This window comes from Colwellia psychrerythraea 34H (genome assembly GCF_000012325.1).
Taxonomy (GTDB): domain Bacteria; phylum Pseudomonadota; class Gammaproteobacteria; order Enterobacterales; family Alteromonadaceae; genus Colwellia; species Colwellia psychrerythraea_A.
On the sequence record NC_003910.7, the window covers coordinates 4,248,396 to 4,271,669 of the forward strand.

20 protein-coding genes are annotated in these 23,274 nt (G+C 44.1%); 2 read left to right on the forward strand and 18 right to left on the reverse strand.

Annotated features, from left to right (window positions below; translation table 11 throughout):
- Positions 1-72: 72 nt before the first annotated feature.
- The 12 genes from CPS_RS18070 to CPS_RS18125 form a co-directional block, all read right to left on the reverse strand.
- Positions 73-1,479, reverse strand: a complete 1,407-nt coding sequence (locus tag CPS_RS18070) for an NAD(P)(+) transhydrogenase (Re/Si-specific) subunit beta (protein WP_011044779.1) — start codon at positions 1,477-1,479, stop codon at positions 73-75.
- A gap of 2 nt (positions 1,480-1,481) precedes the next feature.
- Positions 1,482-1,769 (reverse strand): NAD(P) transhydrogenase subunit alpha, encoded by a 288-nt coding sequence (locus CPS_RS18075; protein ID WP_041737124.1) that lies wholly within the window; start codon positions 1,767-1,769, stop codon positions 1,482-1,484.
- Entirely contained in the window at positions 1,769-2,956 is a 1,188-nt protein-coding gene (locus CPS_RS18080) for a Re/Si-specific NAD(P)(+) transhydrogenase subunit alpha (protein WP_041737125.1), read from the reverse strand. The genes CPS_RS18075 and CPS_RS18080 overlap by 1 nt, the downstream gene beginning before the upstream one ends.
- 200 nt (positions 2,957-3,156) lie before the next feature.
- On the reverse strand, positions 3,157-4,392 hold the full coding sequence (locus CPS_RS18085; RefSeq protein WP_011044780.1) for a Zn-dependent hydrolase: 1,236 nt from the start codon (positions 4,390-4,392) through the stop codon (positions 3,157-3,159).
- A gap of 269 nt (positions 4,393-4,661) precedes the next feature.
- Complete coding sequence (locus CPS_RS18090) at positions 4,662-5,663, reverse strand: TIGR03842 family LLM class F420-dependent oxidoreductase (protein ID WP_011044781.1); 1,002 nt, start codon at positions 5,661-5,663, stop codon at positions 4,662-4,664.
- A 51-nt stretch (positions 5,664-5,714) separates the two neighbouring features.
- A complete protein-coding gene (gene npdG, locus CPS_RS18095; protein WP_011044782.1) occupies positions 5,715-6,392 on the reverse strand; it encodes an NADPH-dependent F420 reductase in 678 nt (225 codons plus the stop codon).
- Complete coding sequence (gene cofE, locus CPS_RS18100; protein ID WP_011044783.1) at positions 6,389-7,162, reverse strand: coenzyme F420-0:L-glutamate ligase; 774 nt, start codon at positions 7,160-7,162, stop codon at positions 6,389-6,391. Before cofE ends, npdG begins: the two co-directional genes overlap by 4 nt.
- Positions 7,147-7,779, reverse strand: a complete 633-nt coding sequence (gene cofC / locus CPS_RS18105) for a 2-phospho-L-lactate guanylyltransferase (RefSeq protein WP_011044784.1) — start codon at positions 7,777-7,779, stop codon at positions 7,147-7,149. The genes cofE and cofC overlap by 16 nt, the downstream gene beginning before the upstream one ends.
- Positions 7,780-8,766, reverse strand: coding sequence for a 2-phospho-L-lactate transferase (gene cofD / locus CPS_RS18110; RefSeq protein WP_041737126.1), 987 nt, complete (start codon positions 8,764-8,766; stop codon positions 7,780-7,782).
- A complete protein-coding gene (gene cofH, locus CPS_RS18115; protein WP_011044786.1) occupies positions 8,763-10,052 on the reverse strand; it encodes a 5-amino-6-(D-ribitylamino)uracil--L-tyrosine 4-hydroxyphenyl transferase CofH in 1,290 nt (429 codons plus the stop codon). The genes cofD and cofH overlap by 4 nt, the downstream gene beginning before the upstream one ends.
- An 11-nt stretch (positions 10,053-10,063) precedes the next feature.
- Positions 10,064-11,242, reverse strand: a complete 1,179-nt coding sequence (gene cofG / locus CPS_RS18120; RefSeq protein WP_011044787.1) for a 7,8-didemethyl-8-hydroxy-5-deazariboflavin synthase CofG — start codon at positions 11,240-11,242, stop codon at positions 10,064-10,066.
- Between the two features lie 535 nt (positions 11,243-11,777).
- Complete coding sequence (locus CPS_RS18125; RefSeq protein WP_011044788.1) at positions 11,778-12,731, reverse strand: DMT family transporter; 954 nt, start codon at positions 12,729-12,731, stop codon at positions 11,778-11,780.
- A gap of 488 nt (positions 12,732-13,219) precedes the next feature.
- Here CPS_RS18125 and CPS_RS18130 point away from each other — a divergent pair, with 488 nt between their 5' ends.
- Entirely contained in the window at positions 13,220-13,513 is a 294-nt protein-coding gene (locus tag CPS_RS18130) for a DUF4172 domain-containing protein (RefSeq protein WP_041737127.1), read from the forward strand.
- Between the two features lie 651 nt (positions 13,514-14,164).
- On the opposite strand, the gene CPS_RS18135 is transcribed toward CPS_RS18130, so the two are convergent.
- The 6 genes from CPS_RS18135 to CPS_RS23005 form a co-directional block, all read right to left on the reverse strand.
- Complete coding sequence (locus CPS_RS18135; RefSeq protein WP_011044789.1) at positions 14,165-15,058, reverse strand: DMT family transporter; 894 nt, start codon at positions 15,056-15,058, stop codon at positions 14,165-14,167.
- A 198-nt stretch (positions 15,059-15,256) separates the two neighbouring features.
- Positions 15,257-16,192, reverse strand: a complete 936-nt coding sequence (locus CPS_RS18140) for a LysR family transcriptional regulator (RefSeq protein ID WP_011044790.1) — start codon at positions 16,190-16,192, stop codon at positions 15,257-15,259.
- A gap of 210 nt (positions 16,193-16,402) precedes the next feature.
- Positions 16,403-17,131, reverse strand: coding sequence for an outer membrane protein OmpK (locus CPS_RS18145; protein WP_011044791.1), 729 nt, complete (start codon positions 17,129-17,131; stop codon positions 16,403-16,405).
- A gap of 186 nt (positions 17,132-17,317) precedes the next feature.
- Positions 17,318-18,760 carry a dihydropyrimidinase gene (gene hydA, locus CPS_RS18150; protein ID WP_011044792.1) on the reverse strand — a complete coding sequence of 481 codons (1,443 nt, stop codon included), beginning with the start codon at positions 18,758-18,760 and terminating at the stop codon, positions 17,318-17,320.
- Between the two features lie 105 nt (positions 18,761-18,865).
- Positions 18,866-20,407: an NCS1 family nucleobase:cation symporter-1 gene (locus tag CPS_RS18155; protein WP_041737128.1), complete on the reverse strand. Its 1,542-nt coding sequence runs from the start codon at positions 20,405-20,407 to the stop codon at positions 18,866-18,868.
- Positions 20,408-21,188: 781 nt separating this feature from the next.
- On the reverse strand, positions 21,189-21,539 hold the full coding sequence (locus CPS_RS23005) for a LysR family transcriptional regulator (protein ID WP_049757929.1): 351 nt from the start codon (positions 21,537-21,539) through the stop codon (positions 21,189-21,191).
- 313 nt (positions 21,540-21,852) lie between these two features.
- On the opposite strand from CPS_RS23005, the gene CPS_RS18165 reads away from it, so the two are divergent.
- Entirely contained in the window at positions 21,853-23,196 is a 1,344-nt protein-coding gene (locus CPS_RS18165) for an aspartate aminotransferase family protein (RefSeq protein WP_011044795.1), read from the forward strand.
- The last annotated feature ends 78 nt before the right edge of the window (positions 23,197-23,274 follow it).

The window sequence follows — 23,274 nt, forward strand, 5'->3', positions numbered from 1 at the left end:
GCATGTAAAACTTAACGCTGTGAAGATCGCCATACACTCACTTTATTACTAAACTCCCCACGGGCAACCAGTTTATGCAGCTTTATTAACAGCCGCAGTTAAGTCCTGAATTGCTTTTTTACCATCACCAAACAACATCAGAGTATTGTCATTGGCAAATAACGGGTTGGGTAATCCCGCAAATCCCGCGCTGAGACTACGTTTAACCACAACCACAGTTTTGGCTTTGTCGACATTAAGAATTGGCATACCATAAATAGGGCTGCCTTTATCTTCCCTCGCCATCGGGTTCGTTACATCATTGGCGCCAATTACGATCACCACATCGGTCTGATCAAATGTGGGGTTAGCTTCGTCCATGGTTTTCATCAGGTCATAATCCACTTCGGCTTCCGCCAAGAGTACGTTCATGTGACCAGGCATGCGGCCAGCAACAGGATGAATGGCATATTCCACCTCTATATTTTGTGACTGGAGTGTATCAGCGAGATCCCTTACGGCATGTTGAGCCTGTGCCATCGCCATTCCAAATCCTGGAACAATCACTACTCGACTAGCAGTTTCCAAAACCATAGCCACCTCATCTGGGCAAGACGACTTGACCTTACCACCATAGACTTCATCAGCATCCATAGTTTCGCCACTACCAGTCTCGATGGTACCAAATAGCACATTCACCAACGAACGGTTCATCGCCACACACATAATTTGGGTTAGGATAAGACCCGACGCGCCGACTAGCGCACCAGAAATTATTAGCACTGTATTTCCCATGATAAAACCAGCCGCCGCTGCAGCAATACCGGAATAAGCATTTAACAAAGCAATTACTACCGGCATATCCGCTCCGCCGATAGGTATTACCAGAGTAACCCCCAATACAAGGACAATAGCCACCAATAACACCAAATAACCACCACTGACGGGCGACTCAAATAAACCATACCCCATGTACAAAGCGCTAATTACCAACAGTACGTTGAAAAACTTGATCCCGGGAAACCCTATCGATTTTCCTGGTAACCATTCTTGCAACTTGGCAAGTGCCACCGCACTACCCGACAGTGTCACACCACCGATCAATACGGTTAACACTATTGCTACTTGCGAGGCAATCAACAAAGGACCGTTGTTCTGTTCTGCACCTACACTCATTACCAGGTAACTGGCCACAGCTATGGCTAGCGAAGCACCACCACCAAAGCCATTTAGCAAGGCCACCATTTGCGGCATGCTAGTCATTGGCATTTTTTTAGCTAATACCGCACCAACCAGTGAACCCAACAAGATACCTGCGATGATCAACTCGTAACTGACGATCTTACTATTAAGAAGTGTCACAACTACCGCAATAAACATTCCGATAGCCGCAACAATATTTCCCCTGACTGCAGTTTTCGGTCGGGTTAGTCCCTTGATGCCAGTGATAAACATCACCGCCGCCACCAGATATAATAAATCAATCCATATAAAATTCATTCTTATGCCCTCTTCTTAAACATGCTTAGCATACGGTGAGTTACCATAAACCCGCTGATCACATTAATCGTCGCCAATACAACAGCGATAAAACCCAATATAGACGCCATTGTGGATGCCCCCTCCCCAGCACCCGCTGCTATCAGAGCACCAACTATGGTGATCCCCGAAATAGCATTACTGCCGGACATCAGTGGTGTATGAAGTGTCGCTGGTACCTTGGTGATCAATTCCACACCCAGATAAACAGCTATTACAAACAAGGCTATCTGTAAGACTAAAATTTCCATTATGCTACCTCTGTCATTTGTTCTTGCTCGTTAATCAACTCCGGCAGTCCCAGTAGGCTCCGAAGTCGAGGATGATATACTGTGCCTTGATGACTCACCAAAGTGCCTTGGACTATCTCATCTTCGAAATCCAATACCATCTCACCACTGTCAGTCATTAGCTGCAGCAACAGATTCTCAATATTTTTTCCATATAACTGACTAGCATGATGAGGAATACTGCCAGCGATATTATCAGGACCTACAATCGTAACCCCGTGGGCTTCAATAGTTTGACCATGTTTTGTCAGTTCGCAGTTACCACCTCGTTCAGAGGCCAAATCGATGATCACCGCTCCACGTTTCATCCGACTGACCATATCGGCAGTGATCAATACAGGGGATTTTGCGCCAGGGATCGCGGCAGTGGTGATCACCACATCCTGCTCTGCCAACACCTCACTCATTAGTTCACGCTGACGGCTCAGAAACTCTTCGCCCTGGGCCTTGGCATAGCCGCCCTGACCTTCTGCAGCTCCGGTGTCCAGTGCCAGTTCAATTGCCTTGGCACCCACAGAAATAATCTGATCACGCGCTGCTGGACGTACATCGTAAGCCTCAACTATCCCACCAAGGCGTTTAGCGGTCGCTGCCGCCTGCAATCCTGCAACGCCAGCCCCCATAATAAACACCCGTGCCGGATTTAAGGTACCCGCAGCAGTCATCAACATAGGGTAGATTCGAGGACAGATACTCGCCGCCATCAACACGGCTTTATACCCGGCAATCGTCGCCATCGAGGAAAGAGCGTCCATACTTTGTGCCCGACTGATCCGCGGGATCAACTCCATAGCTAGTGAAGTAATATTCTGTTTCGCCAAAAAACCCGCTTGTTCCGGTTCACCTAATGGATCCATCAAACCGATGACCCACTGGTTTGCGCGAAACTCATTGGCTTCATCGGCAGTCTGTGTCCGTGAGACATTCACCTGAGTGATGACTTCGGCGCGGGTGAGTAGAGTCTGGCGGCAATCAACTATCTCCGCTCCAACAGTCCTATAATCCTCATCTGTATAACCAGCTTTGACACCAGCATCACTTTCCACCAACACCTGACAGCCTTTGGCTATCAGTACCGCAGCATTTTTTGGCACCATCGCCACTCGTTGTTCGTTTGCTTGAGCTTCTTTAGTAATTCCAATAATCATTTCAAACTCCTGTTATTAATTTCGGTGTAACTTGACCTGATATAACCTCGATAATGCTTCAGAAGACGTTGGCATCAACAGTGATCACAACTGTTTTTTAAGCGCAAAAATCCTGATGGCTATTTTTATAACCATAATAAACATAAATACCGAAGGTGAAACCTGACCCCAGAGAGCGGTGTCAGGTTATTCTGAAAAACTTAGGCGTCGTTAGCCTGTTCAACGACTGCTTGGAATAACACATCACAGCCAGCCGCTAAATCGGCAGGATCAGCGTTTTCGGCTTCATTATGGCTGATACCATTTTCACAAGGGACAAATACCATAGCGGTGGGTGCCACCCGCGAGATATAACAGGCATCGTGACCAGCGCCACTGATAATATCCTGGTGGCTGTAACCTGACGTTTCAGCAGCTTTCCGTACCGAATCGACACAGTTTTTGTTAAAAGGTACCGGTGGTGAGTGCCAGATCTGCTCGAACTTCATTTCTAGGCCCTGCTCATCGGCAATTCGTTGGCTTAACTCACGTAGTTCATGGTCCATTGCTGCCAGAATCTGATCATTGGGATGACGGAAATCAATTGTAAAAAACACTTCTCCCGGAATGACGTTGCGCGAATTAGGGAATACCTGCAACAGACCAACAGTCGCACAAGCGCTAGGCTGGTTACTCAGACCAATACGGTTAACCTGATCAATAATCTTAGCAGCGCCTACCAGTGCATCTTTCCGACTCAGCATCGGCGTTGGTCCGGCATGGGATTCCTGCCCTGTAAGTGTCACTTCATACCATCGCTGTCCCTGAGCATCAGTCACAATGCCAATGGTTTTCTTTTCATTTTCGAGGATCGGTCCCTGCTCGATATGCGCTTCGAAGAACGCCTTGAATTCACGATTACCGCACTCCACTTCACCGGCATAACCAATGCGGGCAAGCTCGTCCCCCATAGTTTTACCATCGAGATCGGCACGACTGAGACCGTACTCAAGATCAAAAACCCCGGCAAATACCCCAGAGGCCACCATCGCTGGTGGGAAACGTGATCCTTCTTCATTTGTCCAAACAGAAGCTTCAACAGGAGCAAGGGTCTCTATATTGTGATCGTTTAAACTGCGGATCACTTCCAGTCCCGATAATACACCATAAATACCGTCAAACTTACCGCCCGTCGGCTGAGTATCTAGGTGGCTGCCCATCACCACAGGTGGCAGACTATTATCTTTACCAGCCCGTCGGGCGAATATGTTACCCATAGTGTCAACACGAACAGTACAACCAGCCTCCAGACACCAGTCAACGAAGAGGTCGCGCCCCTCTTTATCGAGATCTGTCAGAGCTAACCGGCAAACACCACCTTTGGGTGTGCCACCAATTTGCCCCATCTCCATCAAGCTATCCCACAAACGCTGACCATTGATTTTATTATTTAACATTTATTATTGCTCCTTATGTGTCGACCGACAGGACGACCAAGAAATTTGACCACTAGGTAAAATTAGCAATCTTTTACCTAGTGGTCAAGAAATATATGCCTATTTCAAAAATTAATTTTACCCAATGGTAAATTTAATGATAACAGCATGTTTAATAATACTTTTAAATAACAATCACTCTATATATTCCTACGAATTGATATATTCAGAACATAAAAAACGCCAGTACTACTGGCGTTTTTTTATGTGGTATAGATTACAACTGAAAATTAACGGAACAACGGGATGATATGTTTACCGTAGTTCTCTATAATTTTCTCTTCATCACCGTTATCCAAGTAAACGTTGAACTGGGTAGTACCCGCTTCTTCAAGCTCTTTAATCTTAGTGACATGCTGATCCATATCACCCAGAACGCAGAAACTCTCAACAATCTCTTTAGAAATAAAATCCAGATATGGGTTATCACTCTGACCGTGTTTTGAGTAGTCGTAACCCTTACGTTGTTCGATGTAAGCCGTCAGACTTTCAGGAACAAGACCACTGTGAGCTCCATATTTTTCAACGATATCAGCTACATGATTACCCACCATAGCAGGGAACCATTTAGTGGCTTCGACACAATAATCCATGTCCCCCACATAGGCAGGTGCAGAAGCAATAACTTCAAACTTAGACATATCACGTCCCGCTTCTACACCAGCTTTAATTGCTTGATCTGCAAACCATTTTACCAGTGATGGTTCTGCGATTTGGATAACAACACCGTCACCTACTTCACCAGCGGTTTTCAACGCTTTAGGACCATAGGCACCAATGTATACCGGCAACTCATAACCTTCTGCCCATGGTAATTTCACTGCTTCAGGACTGTCGCCGTACTGAACTTCGTCACCACGGACCATTGCTTTCACCTTAGTAGTGAATTCAGCAACACGGGCCAGGTTAGCCGGTTTTTTCCCCATAACTCGCATAGCGCTATCGCCACGACCCAGACCAACATGAAAACGCCCCTTACTTTGCAGCGCAAGGCTGGCGAATAAACTCGCGGCCACTGACCAGTCACGTGAGTTTGGATTAGTCACACAAGGACCAAAACTTATTTTAGAGGTGTGTTCCATACACATCGCAATGGCCGGATAACATTCGCGCCACAGCACGTGTGAATCGTAAAACCAGCAATGTGTAAATCCTGCGTCTTCTGCCTGTTTGACCAAACTACGTGCACGTTCGGGGCTTACAAACCCTTTGAAAGTAATACCAAAATCCATGATTTTCTCCTTTATTAACAAAATTGTTATTTTTATTTATTGTTGAAGCTATTAAGTACCAGGCGCCCAAATTTTAAGACCTGAATGGGTAAACGGTACTTTTTTGGAAATATTAAGACGGATCAGCATCGGCGTAATAGCCTCTACACAACGGGCATTCACCGCCGGACCTACGTTATACGCACACACATCCATTCGCTGGATAAGAGCAATGACCTGCTCTTTAGCTGCTAGATCGTTACCACAAACCAGGATATCGCAATTGATCGCCTGGTCGAGTTTGTTGAGGGTATGAGCAGACACATTGTGCAGTGCTCCTACCACAGGAATATCATCACCTAGCAGCGCCTGAGCCTCTTCGGTCACCGAGCCTTCAGCCGGCATATCCACCGCTTTAGGATTACCTTCAGCCAGTGGCACAACGATATCCACTAAGATCTTGTCGGCCAGCTGTGCTTTGATGGCCTCTAAAGTGGTATTGTGCGCGCTATATGGCACCGCTAGAACAACCATCTTATCGGCTGCATCTACCGCATCCTCATTATTTGCACCGGAGATAACACCCAGTTCATCACTTGAAGGTTTAATAATTTGATTGAGCTCAATGGCTATTTCATCAGCGCGTGCTGCATCCCTAGAACCCAACACAACATCAACACCTGCTTTTGCCAAGCGTAATGCAAGACCTCGTCCCTGGGGACCAGTACCACCTAAAATTGCTATTTTCATCTAAATAAATCCTCTTTTAATGGTCTAACTAAATCGAGGGCTGAACTCACTTCTGATTGCCAGTTAACCCCCTTAAAAATGAGTGCCGGTTTTTTACCATCTTTTGCCATCAATAAACCAGACGCGGCGGCCAGTTCATCAGCTAGTGCCGGAGCGGTGACTGCTAATGGGCGGCCAAAAGCATCTTTTTCACCAGCTAAATCCACTTTCGCAGGGACACCAGCTAGGCCAATGGCTACATTCACTAGCCCCATGCGCCATGGTCGGCCAAAAGTATCGGTGATCACCACTCCAACCCTTACGCCATAGGCTTCTTCTAGACGGTCACGTAAAGCACGAGCACTAGCGTCTGGATCAACAGGCAAGAGTAGCAAAGTGTCTTTCTGGTCGATATTAGATTCATCTACCGCCGCATTGGCGCAGACAAACCCTAGATTATGCTCAGTGATAACAATGCCTTCTGATTGCCCTGCATGTATTACCGCTCGCAAAACACCTTTTGACTCAGCAAGAATGACCTCAATTTTACGCGGATCCTTGTTGACCTTATTCGCCAGAGCCAGAGCCTCTGTCGATGGGATAATGTCTTTGAGAGCGACATAACGATCCTCTGCTTTGGATACCACTTTCTGGGCAATGACTAGAATGTCCCCGTCTTCAATATAAAGCTCCGTTTTGTCCATGGCGCTTATTAAAATCTGCGCCAGATCATCGCCCGGTTGAATATCACCAATACCGTCGATGGTTTGAATTGTTACGCTGTTTTGCATAATTTATTTAACTCCTGAGTAACTGGACTTGACAATAGTGCCAACAACTCTAAATCGTCTGGGGTATCAATATCTAACGCTAATGCAGGTAACTTAATCACCTGGCAAACTATATCCCGCTCCTGTGCCACCCTTTGATGGGCGAGACTAGAGTCAATACCGTATAAAAACGGGATCGCATTAGGTGGCGTAGTCAGCAATGCATTAGTACCTAGATCAAATGCAGGGCATAATAAAACTGACGGCACTGGACGGTAAATCATCAACAGCCGTTCAAACTCCCTGTAATCGAGCTCGGCAATATCCGCGGGGATTAACAGTTGTGACTGAAAATCATTATTAAGACTCCAGCGGGCGGCACTTTCAACAGCCTGCCGTAAGCCCAGCTTAGTTTCTATCAATACCGATGCACCATAGGTACAGGCGATATCAGATATGAACTCAGAAGCTGTCACCACCAACAAGTGATGCTGGGGAAAATACTTATTAAAAAATGACAAAGTAGTTTTAAACATCGACAGCGCCAGTGCCTGGCGCTGTCGGCTGCTCAGTTGTGGATCTAATCGAGTTTTAGACAACTGCGGATCTTTCATGGGTATGACAATATTGGTTCTCATCTAAACCTCCTCTGCCAATTGAGTACCGCATTTAAGCCCAAATTTTGTGCTCATTTCGGCTACCACGTTTTCAGCAAGAGAAACCTTATCTATGCGGTTTTTCATCAACGTTTGTGCCACCATCACCTTCAGACCACTTGCTTCAAGTACAGAGGTAAATTGTTGGTCTTCGATATCAATAACAAAACCGTCAATCAACCCCTGATAACAGTTCGCTACCCCCAAGACATCGCTGCTAAAGTTCATCGCAGCCATCATTCGATCAGCAGGACCTTTAACCGTCTTGCCATTAATCATTGGTGATACCGCTACCACAGGGGCTTTGGAAGATTTTAGTGCCGCTCGAATCCCCGGCACATTCACAATGGGGTTGATACTGACAATGGGATTACTCGGCGCAATGATGATCAGATCGGCTTCGTTGATGGCTTTCAGTGATTCTGGAGTAGGTTGCGCATCTTCAATGCCCGACACGAAAATATCAAGGATCTCCGGCTGACAGCCCTTTTTGACAAAGTAACTCTGAAAATCTAACCAACCCTGCTCTGTATGGATACGATTTTGAATCACCTGATCGGTAGGTAACAATATATTGGCGGTCACACCAAGCTGCTTAGCAATATGCTTGGCTATCACCGACGGTCGAATGCCTGATTGTTTCTGTTGGGTGCGGTATATATGGGTAGCAAAATCTTTATCGCCCAAGTACATCCAGGTATCACAGCCCAGACGCTCAAGTGCTTCAAGGGTATTGGTCGTTTCGTCTTTTAGGCCCCAACCCTTTTTAGTATCAATCAGATCCGCTAGTGTATAAGTAAGGGTATCAATATCAGGGGAGACCCACAGACCATGAAATAACATATCGTCGGCTACATTACCTATCACTGACAGCTCGTTTCCATATTCACTGTGATACAGACCTTCGGCCATTTTGGCGCCACCGACACCACCGGATAACAGCAAAATTTTCATCGTTGAATGGCTCATAACAAACCTCCAGAAACTCTTGGCAAAGCAGCATCTTCTGTTACTGCTATTTCCACCACAGAAATAGTTTGGGGACAGGTATTTTTGACAATTTCAAGAGGTGAAGATCGCTCGAAGGTTTCAACCGATTTATATAGGGTATTACGACGCACAGCGCTTAAACCTGCTTTTTCGATCATCATTACCATATCGGCTGGCATAATCTCTTGACCGTTTTTACCGCCGGAGGCCCGGGTAATACTTTCATTCATTAAAGTGCCGCCAATATCGTTGGCACCTGCCCGTAACATTGCGGTGGCATAATCCGGTCCTAGTTTGACCCATGATGCTTGGATGTTGTCGATCCAGCCATTGAGCATTACTCGTGAAATGGCATGCATCTTGATATTTTCATCTGGCGTCGGGCCTGGACGAACATTAGGGTTGCTCAGATACAGTGGCGATTCATAGTGGACAAATCCCAGTGGCACAAACTCAGTGAAACCGCCGGTTTGTTGCTGAATACTGCGGATCTTACCAATATGCTCTACCCAGTGTTTCGGGCTGTCAACATGGCCATACATAATGGTAGCAGTGGTTGGTAAACCCAGTTTGTGAGCTGTAGTGATTATATCTACCCACTGTTCAGTACTGAGTTTATCCTTGGTCAGTTGTTTACGGATCTCCACATCAAGAATTTCCGCCGCCGTGCCTGGCATAGATCCGAGCCCATGATCGATTAAATCCTGGATAAAATCTGCTGTAGACATCCTGCTTTTGCGAGCGCCATACCAAATTTCAAACGGTGAAAATGCATGGATATGCATCTCAGGCACCTGCGTCTTGATAGCTTTTAAAATATTACGATAGTGATCGCCCTTAAGATCTGGGTGTAAACCGCCTTGGATACAAACTTCAGTGGCACCACGATCCCAAGCTTCCTGGGCACGATTTGCAATTTCATCCATCGACAACAATTCAGCACCTGCTTCGGTTTTACGTTTGGCAAAACCACAGAACTTACAGCCCATATTACAGACATTGGTGAAGTTGATATTACGGGTAATCACAAAGGTCCCACAATTACCAACAGTCTTCATCCGCAACTCATCGGCAGTCGCAATTAAAGCATCAAGCTCAAGCCCTTGGGTATCGAATAAGACCAATCCTTCTTGCTCACTGATATCTTCATCATTGAGCGCCTTATTGAGGATGTCGCTGACTTTTGGAGAAATTGACGTTAATAAAGCAGTTAACGAACCATCACCACCTGACGATAGAGGTACCATTGAAATATAATTATTCATCACTATTCTCCTTAAAGGGCCACGTGGTAGATCATATCAGCGGCATGCTTTGCCGATTCTGCAGTAACACATTGTTGAGAGGCTAAACCGTCGGCGCGAGCCATACCTTCGAGTCGCTTTGAGATTTGTGGGCTAAGATATTGTTGTTTAAGATATTCAGGGTAAACAGCTAGGCGTTCTTGTAACTGATAACCACAGTCCTGAGTCGCCTTGGCTAATTGCTCAATTTGAGGCCAGGCTCTTTCTGGGTTGATAAAGTCCTTGGTTAACGGCGAAATTCCACCCCAATCATTAATACCGCTGCCGATATAATCTTTATAGCGTTGTTGTAGATTTGGTGGTGCCTGAATACTAATACTCGGATCGAGCATTAGACGAGCGACGGCCAAAGTCCGCAACATATCTTCAAGATCAGGCTCTGGATGGTCAGCCATGGCCGTGCCGGATTTGGCACAAAAATTCTGCACGATAACTTCCTGAATGTGACCATATTTGAGGTGAAGATTATTAATGGCTTCAAGACTTTCTACACGTTCCTGCCACGTTTCACCAATACCTATCAAAATACCAGTGGTATAAGGAATGTTCTGCTCGCCCGCACTTTTGATGGTTGCCAAACGTGTAGCGGGAACTTTGTCTGGACAGGCGTAGTGCGCTTGTCCTTTTTGCAATAATCGTTCACTGACAGTTTCAAGCATCATGCCCATGCTAGCGCTGACTTTTTTAATATTTGCCAACTCATCAGCGGTCATAGTACCGGCATTAACGTGTGGTAACAGGCTGGTTTCACGCAGTATTAGTGCACTGATCTCAGCTACGTATTCCATCATCGTGGAAAAACCTTGTTCAGCGAGTGCTTCTCTTGCTTCGCGATAGCGTAGTTCAGGTTTTTCACCTAGGCTCAACAACACTTCTTTGCAGCCCATTGCCTGACCCTGACGAATGACGGTCAATACCTGCTCCGGCGTCATGATGGTTGCATTACCGGATTCTGGACGCTGAACGAAGGTGCAGTATTGGCACTCATCGCGGCACATGTTGGTCAGAGGAATAAAAACCTTTCTTGAATACGTCATGATCTTGCCCCAATGTTGATCACGCACAGCACAGGCGGCTTGTCGGAGCGTATTCAACGCTTTGCCGCGAACATCGCCTAGTTGGCTGGCCTGTACTGCTGTTAACTTATCCATGACGACTCCCAGATTATAATTATTGTTTTTGTTATCTAAGGGCTTAAATGATCGGCAGTATGAAATCAATTCATCACCACTAAGTTTTACCCTTTGGTCAATTTATACTAGTTTAAGTTTTACCATATGGTCAAGCATTTTTAATAAATAAATTAAAACTATATTTAAGTCATTGTTATTTATATATTATTAATAATTTATTATTTATACGAGAGAATACGATTATTAAACAGGTAAAGACAAATAGGGAGGAAGTATGAAATATGAATGACAGATACAACAAAGGTAAACTAAGCAATTAAAGTTTTGATAAATAAGATATTAATGGTAGAAAAATACCATTTAAAGCCATCATTCAATCGATTAGGATGTATTAAAACCCACAGTTGCTAATATCGGGGATAACATTTAGCCAAAATATTTTCATTCGTTATCCGAGGTCCACACACCTAATTTGAACGACGGCACAATAGAGGAAGACAAGGTGCTAATTCAATGAGAAATAGAAGTTGGTGGCCAAATTAACTACGTCACCCTACGGCCTATTCTGTAGTGCTTTAATCTTCGCAGCGTTCACCAAAAGTGGATCCTTACCCAACTGCTGGCTAGCAGTATTTACTCGCGTTCGTCCATGATAAAATAGGTACAGTCCACTGCTGATAACTATCGCTCCACCAAAGTAGACATAAAAATCAGGTAGTTCCCCGAACATCAACCAGCCAAGACCCAAGGCCCAGAATATCTGTGAATATATAAAAGGAGCGACTGTCGTGGCAGCCGCATATTTATGAGAAATGATAATCAGGCTATGAGCTGACCCGCCAAATAGACCGATAAAAATAAGTGCAGCCCATACCTCTAGACTAGTTGGAGTCTCCCAAATGAAGGGCAAAAATAAACTGGTTACTACAGCTCCGACTATAGCGGTATAGAACAAAGTAACTGGTATCGGCTCGCTAGCTGAAAGTTTTCGTGTGGTGACGTTATAAATAGCAGTACAGCAAGCCGCTCCAAATATAAATAGTGCACCTATGCCAAGATCCGAAGAACCCAGGCCATTGATGCCAGGCCGAACGATAATCAAAGTGCCAATGAATCCGACTATAACAGCCACAATTGATGAAGCGCTCACCCGCTCACCAAGCAAAGGAATAGATAGCAATAACACTAACAACGGTACAGTAAAGAAAATAGCGGTGGCTTCAGCCAGACCAAGCATCGTCAATCCAAAAAAGAACAGCACAGTATCAATCAGCAGGATCAGAGAGCGAGCAATTTGTATAAATAGTTTATTGGTCTTCAGCAGGCTCATGCCATTCTTCGGCCAGAGTAATATTATCATCAACACCAGATGTCCCAGATATCGAGCCCAAACCACCTGTGCTACAGGCAGTGCCTGTCCCAGATATTTAGCTAACGCTTCCTGAACGGATATCAGCAACATGGCAGCCATCATGTAAAAAATACCGCGTAATTGATTGGTTTCCATAAAGGCACTCTGGTTAAAAAATACATAAGAACTGCGACTTACGCACTTTTTGATACGATTAATGAAGACTAACACTAATCATATTTTACCAATTGGTCAATAATTATCTATTACTCGATCGCAAAGTCTTAATTGATTGGTGCAGGAGTATTCCCGTCTGCTCAATTTACTCGACTAATTAACTATTGGACGTAGACAAACTAGCACTCTCAAGCTGCATACCTAGTTCAAATAGTCGGGCTACCTCGATATGAGCTTAATTACGCCACTCACCGTTAACGTCATGTTGTAATTTAAGTTCATTAATTGGCACTTGTAGTTACTCGTCAGTTTGTGACTGTACGCCCCAGCACTACTCTTCTAATAAAATAATATCTATAGGCTTTTCAATGGAATTCCACTGACTTTCAGGCCGTGGCTCGTCGGTAACTTTATTGAACTTTGGAATAGAGAGCCTGATTAGTGGTTTAATTAATTCAGAGGGTATTATGTGGGTATGGGAAGATAAAAAATGGCCAAAGTTCATTGATGATAACTCCACTATTGTACCTAGATTAGAAAAATGTATCCAAGGGGTTTCTCCTCTCAAGCAACTAAGAAATATGCTCACTCTTGAGCAGTATTTAGGTTGGGAAGCTGTCGTATTACTAAATAAAACACTTTCATCAGCTAAAATTAAAGGTGAGTTATTTTATCGTGATTCTGTACGCTCTAGTATCGTAAATAAGCTAGGGATCAGTAAAGGAAATAAGTATCCTCAACAAAGTGATTCAATGGTTTAATTATTATTAAGAACTATCCGTTTTCGTTTTTTTGATAATCAGCTAAGTTATAGAACCATTAAAGCTTGGCATCAGTTACTGTTCCCTTCCCAACCATTAGTTACCCCTAAAGCGATTGGTGAATATCGAAATGATAAAATGCAACGACTCTCTGGTCGCTAAGAAAAACAGCAAATTCACTACCTAGCTCCTGGATTAAACTAAAAAGAAGTAACTCATGAAATGGATATATTTTTCAATTGGCTAAATTAACCCTATGAGAGGTCAGCCTATATTCGTGCTGCCGTTGCCAAATTTTGGTTTGTTACTGTTCACCCCTTTGATAATGGTTACGCTCTGTTATCTCGTGTCATAACAGAGCGTTGTTTAGCAGAAACTGAGCCAAAAAAATTTGCGTTTATTCTCATTATCTTCGGTATTTGAGGCTAATAGGAATGAATATTACCAACAACTAGAAAATCAACAACGAGGCGAAATAGATAATCTTCTTGAGGTGACACAAAGGTTCTGTCGCAAACTCAAAATCTGCAGCCTTAATTGAAGGTGTACTCAGTGCCTATTTTGAAGGAATAGGTGAAATCCATATACGGGATGCCGGTTAGAATAGATTACAAAATAGACTCTTTATTAATTTTAAGCGTCTGAAATATTTTATTTATTAGCATTATTTCTATTTTGAAATTGCAGTACGATAGTTGCAATCAACGATATAATCATTCCGGGAAAAACAATAGAAGGTATGCTTTTTCCTTCAATAAATAGCATTAGAAAAGCAACACAAATAGGATTTAAGTAAATATAGGCCATAACTTTCGAGGGGCCTAATACCACAGTCGTTTTTTGAATAATGAAGGTAGATGCTAGTGTTGCAAACAATGCTAGATAACCCATATGAAACCATAAATCTGATTTCAATAAATGCCACTGAAGCGGCTGATTAAAAACAAGTAGCGCCAATAACATCCAAAGAGCACCACAAAAAAGTGTGCAAAAGACAATAACAATGATTTCGTCTCCTCTATAAAGAAATTTCATGGATATAGAGTAACAAACCATTGAGATACAACCTCCTATGAAGAGAGCATCCCCACCGTTGAGGGAAAATGCTAACAGTGCTTCAATATCGCCACCGAAGATAATCCAGGATGTACCAGCAGAGCCTATTAGATATACCACTAGCCTTTTTTTAGTAATTTTCTCTTTGAAAGCAAAGATGCTAAATATAGCCGTTAGAAATGGTACTAAGGTGTATAAGGTGCCCGTATTTAATGGCGTTGTGGTTTTTAAAGCTTCAAACATACAAATAAAAAAAACAGAAAAAAATACGCTCATTATTAGGCTCCTAGGCAGCGCTCTAATAATTCCTTTTCTATATTGTGCTTTAAACAGCACAAAAGGTAATAATGTAAAAGCAGCTATAACAAACCTAAGTAAAGTTAATGAGAAAGGGTTAACAACACCAGATAATTTTTCTGATGAAATAAATGAACCCGCTACTAATAACGTTACCAATAGTGCTAATAGATGGTATTTAACATAGTTCATTTTAAGTTTTTCCTGCTACTCAATTCCGCAAATTTTTCTTGTTTAAACTTACTAATGAAGCCATTAGTTATCCGTAATCATTTGATTTTAAGATATTGTAATTATCTCGGTCGCAGGCGACCGAGTTTTAAAATAAGTCCAGCTGTTCTGAATTTATTTCTGATCTAATTCAACGAAAATTCACTATGGTCGGCTGAACTAGCCTCCAGCTGTCGTACTGGCTAGTTTTAATTGTTCAAGGTAATTTTCCAACACCAGATTACTGGGAGCGCCTTTTTTGGTAATCGTTGCAAAGGGCGTCAGGTAGCTCATATTTGCTGGCAGGATAGCTCGCATCACTCCTTCTTTGACCCACCGGTGGGCATAATGATCAGGTAAATAACCGATATAACGCCCAGTCAAAATCAAAAACGCTACCCCTTCCCTGTCTGTTGCTGATGCCGACAGCTGGAGTTCATGATGCAATGCCTTGATCTCCGATGTTTGGTCATAGGCAGGCAACACACCGTTGTATTGTTTCAACATCGATGGAGACAACTCGCTATCATGTCGGCAGAACAGCTCGTGTTCTTGCCCGCAATATAGTGACGAGCGCTCCTCATACAGGAGTAAATATTCAAGCCCCTCATAGTGTTTCTGTACGGGGATCACTCCGGTATGTAACTGACCATCGAGCACCCCACTTATTATTTCATTGGGCGGGATCATCTGAATATTGATCTGCACATCAGGTCCCAGCCTATTGAGTTCCCTGAGCGCAGAGGTGATGCGCATTTGCGGCATCGTCACAAGGTTATCGGTAATGCCGATATTGAGTTCACCCTTGAGGTTAAAATGGATCGCATTGATCTGAATTCGGAATTGATCAAGCGCAGAAAATAATTGCCGGGTTGAACGATAGACTTCCCTTCCCTCAGTGGTCAGCGAAAAACCAGCACGACCCCGCTCACACAGTCGCAATGATAAGCGTTTCTCAAGATCGGCCATCGCAATACTCACTGCCGAACGGCTGACATTGAGTTCCAATGCTGCTGGCGTAAAGCCACTGTAATGAACCACTGCCATAAATATCCGCAACGTACGGAGCTCAGTGTCAGTCAGTTTTCCGGATAATGCCGGCGATTTTGTTTTCATGAATACACCCTGTCAACAGTCTATGGATAAGTGAGTTATTCGTTTTTATTTATCAATAGTTGTATATAAACAACAATATAAATTAACCTAAGTACATAATATCTATTCTTTAAATTCCCATGCGATGAAGATTATACGCAGAGACAAGCCTCTGAGATTTTCGTTACACTCCTTTAAAATCTCAGAGACTAAAAAATTAGAAGTTAAGTGTTAGAAATGCCATTTAGCCAGCAATGATACGCTACGCTCATCCACACCTGATATGCCAAATTTATTGTTCCAGTAAGCGTACTCAATACCCACATAAACAGGCGATTTTAAATCAAATAACTGACCTACATTATATTTCAGCTGTGAGGTGAAATTCATTTCAGAGGCCTGACTATCTGAAGACGTACTCCAATCAATAAAACCATCATATAGGAAATCAGCACTGCCCAATTTAAAGCCTTTACTCCAGGTGATGGTCAACATTTGATCGTTGTCCCACAACATGTTATTGGCCTGATAAACATTGGCGGTGAAGTAATTAAAGCCAGGTATATTAAGGCTTACACCCAGACCAATTAGGTAATTATCAAATGACTCACCCATCTCCCAAGTGCTAGCAACATACACGTCACTGACAATGCCAAACGACAGATCGTTACCAGTGACATAGCCAAGACTCAGTCGCGGAGAAAACTCAGCATAATTTTCCAGAGTGCCATCATCATATTTAGAACGATCCAAAAAGAAGAAGGTATCACCCCATGTGTGGCCACTGGCATGTTCTACGGTCAAGAATTGACGGCTATTGTCACCCACTTCATATTGATCACTGGTAAGATAACTGAGACTAAAGTCGCTCCATTGCATCTCAGCGCTCGCCATAGGGCTAAATGTAAGAGTGCTACAAATCGATACCATCGCCAGTGCCATATTTTTAAAATTACTCATGCTATTTTCCTTTTAAAGTTTAAAGAGTGTGCTGTGTTGTTATTTTTATTGTAAATACTGCACACACTGATCCATGCGTCTATTTTTGGAAACAAAGTAATGGACGCGAGTATCTATAAGTGTGGAAAGTATTGCCTATCCAGGACTCACCGGTAAAAGCAGTGAGTCCTATTAACCAGGAATAAATTAATCGCTATTGACAGCCGTAGGCGCATTCACCTCGGCGTGTTTTGTTAGAGCGTCGAACATAGGATTAAACGGAGGACGTTCAACATATTGACCAGCGCCCCTGACTGCATTCAACACGCCATTTGCCCAAACAAGTTTACCGCGACTAATGGTATGGGACGGTATCCCTGTCACCGTCCGTCCCTCAAAAATATTGAAATCTATATTCTGGTGGTGAGTTTTGGCTGATATCGTCCTGGTCCCCTTAGGATCCCAGACCACCAGATCTGCGTCGGCGCCAACACTGACCGATCCTTTACGCGGATACAGATTAAATATCTTGGCGGCATTGGTGGACGTCGCCGCCACAAACTCATTGATAGTCAACCGGCCGGTATTAACCCCAGCATCCCAAAGTACAGCAAGACGATCCTCGACCCCTGCGGTACCATTGGGGATCTTGGTGAAATCATCTTTTCCTGCAGCCTTCTGATCTGCACAAAAACAACAGTGATCGGTCGCCGTGGTCTGCAAATTTCCGCTTTGCAGTCCCTTCCATAAAGCTGCCTGATGGTCTTTTGAACGGAACGGTGGACTCATGACATGAGCCGCGGCAAATTCAGAATTTGGATGACGATAAACACTGTCATCTACCAGCAGGTGTCCTGCAAGTACCTCACCGTATACCAACTGGCCCTCGTTGCGAGCACGGGTGATCGCCTCTAATGACTCTTTACAGGAGACATGCACTACATAAATTGGCACATTCATCACCTCGGCTATGCGGATCGCTCTGTTGGCCGCTTCCCCTTCCACTGCCGGTGGTCGTGACAGTGGATGACCTTCTGGGCCGGTGATTCCCTGGCTTAGCATTTCCTGTTGTAATTGGAATACCAGCTCGCCATTTTCCGCATGTACTGTTGGAATAGCACCGAGATCCATTGAGCGACGGAAACTTTTTACCAGTGTTTCATCATCGGCCATTATAGCGTTTTTATAAGCCATAAAATGTTTGAAGCTGTTAACCCCATATTCGTTGACCAGAGTGCCCATATCTTCATAAACCGAGTCATCCCACCAAGTAATAGCAACATGGAAAGAGTAATCCGCGGCAGATTTACTTGCCCAATCCTGCCATTGATGAAAAGCTTCTATCAATGACTGGCCTGGCGCGGGGATGACAAAATCAATGATAGTCGTAGTGCCGCCAGCTAGGCCTGCGGCGGTGCCGGTGTAAAAGTCATCACTAGCGACCGTACCCATAAAAGGGAGCTGCATGTGAGTATGAGGATCTATCCCCCCCGGTATGATGTACTGGCCAGTGGCATCGATGCATTCGGCGTTCTCCGGGACATCCAGATTGTCACCGATGGCTACAATCTTACCTTCATCACAATATACATCTGCGGCAAAGGTCATGTCGGCAGTGACTACTGTCCCGCCACGAATAATTATCGACATTTTTATCTCCTAAATAAAACGGAATTCAGTCGTGCTGTGGCGAACAGACAATAACTGCCTGTTACCACAATGGTGCTGTTACAAATTAATGTATTCAGCGAGTAGTTATGCGTTGTTTCTCAGGCTTTTCAGTTCGCTGGCATCCGACGCTGTTTGCTGGATCCCAACACTACTTTCTGCTTGCTGTTTGCTGGCGGCGATGAAATACACCACACCACCCATAATAGACCCAGTGAACCAACCGAATTGATAAAACCAGGAGAACATGCCTGTAGTTATCGCAATGAGCGTCAAGGTGACAGGGATTCCGAAAGCAAGCAGTCCAGCTTTATTGAAGCCACCGTAAATACCCTCTGATTTATAGAGCTCTGCCAATTCCAGACGCTGTTTTTTGATAATAAAGTAATCGACCACCATGATCCCGGCTATCGGCCCCAGCAAACTGGAGTAGCCCAATAACCAGCCGGTGTACATGGCTTCAACACTAACATCAGACTCAATCCAACCCAGTTTTTTAAGCAGCTCCCAGCTCATCAGTAACACACCCAGCAGACCAGTCAGTAATACACCGCGTGTTTGACTAATCTTCTTGGGTGCTAGGTTCTGAAAATCATTGGTAGGTGACACAACATTGGCGGCAGTATTAGTCGACAGCGTCGCGATAATAATCATCACCATTGCAATCACCACCCATACTGGGCTGTCGATTTTGCCAATAAGGTTAATTGGATCAGAGATAGTTTCACCAACCAAGGTCGTTGAAGCGGCAGTCAAGACTACCCCTAAAGCGGAAAAGAAGAACATGGTAGCTGGCAGGCCTATGATTTGGCCTGCGATTTGTGATTTCTGTGACTTAACATAACGACTAAAATCCGGAATGTTCAGCGACAAGGTTGCCCAAAAACCAACCATCGCAGTTAACCCGCCAAAGAAGTAACCCCAGAATGATGCACCTTCAGGACGGTTAGCGGGTGTGGCTAGAATTTCAGTCACAGAGATCTGTGGATAGGCCCACATCATCAGACCAATACCTACCGCAAGCAACAGCGGTGCGGCAACGGTTTCAAGGATCTTAATTGATTCGGAGCCCTTGATAACGATAAACAGGTTAATAGCGAGAAAAGTAAAGAAGCCAAAAACCTCACCCGTTCCTCCCAAGGTCGCCCAGGACTCAAACAGATTTGACATCAAAATATGAATAGCGACGCCGCCAAACATGGTTTGGATCCCAAACCAGCCACAGGCGACTAGCGCTCGGATCATACAGGGAATATTGGAGCCTTTGATACCAAAGGAAGAACGTAATAATACCGGGAAAGGAATGCCATATTTTGTACCAGGATACGCATTAAGGGTCAAGGGAATCAATACTACGATATTTGCCAGTAATATGGTGATCAGCGCTTCAGTTACACTCAAACCGAAATAAGCCGTCAAGACCCCCCCTAGGGTATAGGTCGGCACACAAATTGCCATGCCCACCCACAACGCCGCGACATTCCAGGTATTCCAAGTCCTGTCTTTCACACTCGTCGGGGCCATATCTTCATTATAGTGATCACTATCCTGGACATCTTTGCCCACTTCTAGCTCATAAAATTCGCCAACCTGAACGACTGACGAAGAATTTAAATTACTGTTGCTCATCTTCATTCCCCATTGTTACCAATCAACTAAAGCTGTTGCCTTAGTTATTTATGATATTATTATTATATTAAGAACTCACAATTTCCTGTGGTGAACCTAGATTTACACCCAAGCACAGAGCCACGATAACCTATTGTTATAAATAAGTTTTTTTTGTCATCTTCAAATTCTCAATGTTATTTTTCAATTAAACTCTAGCTGTGTAAATTACAGTTTGCAAGTGTTATTTTTCCATTTGGTCAATTTTAGTGTCGAATAAGTATCCGGATCTTGACTCAAAAATGGCGTCGAAAACTAGGCCGTTTTTTAGGAGGAAAGGGACTTTCAGGGGTAATTGGTTTTGTCTGAAAATTGGCAGGAAAAGACGTTAAAAAATTATTTCAATAGTAGACCTTTGGTCGTATTGACGAAAACAGCTTACTAAGATTGACTGAAATAGTCGCCGGTTTTAGTGCTGAGATATAACGCCCGATCATAATCAAAAACACTACCCCTTGCCTGTCCTTCCTGATGCCGACGGCTGGAGTTCATGATGCAACGCCTTGACCTCCGAGGTTTGATCATAGGCTGGCAACACACCGTTGTATTATTTCAATATCGATGGAAAAAACTCGCCATCATACCGCCAGAACAGCTAGTGTTCTTGCCCGCAATACAGTGACGAGCGCTCCTCATACAGAAGTAAATATTCAAGCACCTCATAGTGTTTCTGTACGGGTATAACTCCGGTATGCAACTGACCATCGAGCACCCCACTTATTATTTCGTTGGGCGGGATCATCTAAATATTGATCTGCACATCAGGTCCCCACCTGTTAATTTCCCTGAGTGAATAGGTGATCAGCATTTTCGGTATCATCACAAGATTATCGGTAATACCAATATTGAGTTCACCCTTGAGGTTAAAATGGATCGAATTGATCTGAATTCGGAATTCATTCTGTGCAGAAAATAATTGGCAGGTTGAACGATAGACTTCCCGTCCATCAGTGGTCAGCGAAATACCAGCACGTCCCCGTTCACGTATTCGCAATGATAAGTATTGTTCAAGATCGGCTATCGCAATACTCACTGCAGAACGGATGACATTGAGTTCCGATGCCGCCGACGTAAAGCTACTGTACTGCACCATCCTAATAAATATCCGCAACGTACGGAGCTCAGTATCAGTCAGTTTTCCGGACAATGCAGGCAGTTTTTTTCATTGATACACCCTGTCAATAATCTATTTAATAAGTAAATTATTAGTTTTTTACTTATAACATATTGATTATAAATAAAAATAAATATAGGTGAGTAAAGGCTAACCTAAAAGTTAGTACAAATGTATTTATCACTTGTTGTCATCCGAGCAAACTGAATTTCAATCAAACAGGCTAGATCCTGGGCTATTTGCCCCGCTTTGGCCTCGCTTAACAAACAACTGTCAATCTAAGGGAACAATAATGTCAGCTTTTGATATCCAACAATCTGCCAGTATGAGCCGAGAAGAACTAGAAGCTTACTGGATGCCATATACTGCCAATCGTCAGTTTAAAGAAAAACCTCGGATGATTGTGGGTGCCAAAGGCGCCTATTATACAGACGCCGATGGTCGCAAAATATTCGATGGTTTGTCCGGACTATGGACTTGTGGTGCAGGTCACAACCGCCCCGAAATTGCCGAAGCAGTTTACAAACAACTTGGTCAACTCGATTATGCGCCAGCATTCCAGTACGGTCACAAGGGCGCCTTCGAACTGGCAAATAGAATTAAGGAGTTGACCCCAGACGGCCTTGACCATGTATTTTTTACTGGTTCAGGTTCAGAAAGCGCTGACACCTCATTAAAAATGGCCCGCGCTTACTGGCGAAAAAAAGGTAAAGGTACCAAAATCAAACTTATCGGTCGTAGCAAAGGTTATCACGGAGTCAACTTCGGTGGCTTTAGCGTTGGTGGTATCGGTGCCAACCGCACTCTTTATGGACCAGCGGTTGATTGCGATCACCTGCCACACACTATGTTGCCTGAAAACAAGTTTATCCGTGGCATGCCTGAAACGGGTGCAGAAAAAGCCGAAGAGTTACTTGAACTCATAGCGCTACACGATGCGTCAAATATTGCCGCAGTGATCGTCGAACCGCTCGCAGGATCTGCAGGGGTGCTGCCACCACCTAAAGGTTACCTAAAACGCTTACGTGAGATCTGTGATCAACATGAAATACTATTAATCTTTGACGAAGTGATCACCGCCTTTGGCCGAATGGGCTCTAATACAGGTGCTGAAGAGTTCGGTGTGGTACCGGATATTCTCAATGTCGCCAAGCAACTGACCAACGGAGCGGTGCCTATGGGCGCGGTGATTGTCAACGATGACATTTACCAGACATTTATGGATAACGGTGGTCCCGAGTATATGATGGAATTGCCACACGGCTATACCTATTCAGGACACCCGGTCGCCTGTGCCGCTGCTCTGGCATCACTGGACATATTGAAAAACGATCAGTTGATCACCCGAGTACGGGAGATGAGTCCAGTATTTGAACATGCCCTGCACTCACTTAAAGGTACCCAGTACATTAGTGATATACGCAACTATGGTCTGGCAGGTGCACTAACTATTGAGTCAGCACCAGGAGAGCCAGCATTACGTCCATATCAAATTGCCCAGAAGTGTTGGGAAAAAGGATTTTATGTACGTTATGGTGGCGACACTATCCAACTTGGCATGCCATTTATTGTTGAGCATCAAGAAATTGATGATGTAATCAACGCGGTGGGAGAGTCAATTAACGAATTGAGTTAACTATATAGGTATACCTATATAAGTGAACAATACAAACAAGCACATTACATACTAACAATAATTAGCTACGGGTAGGCA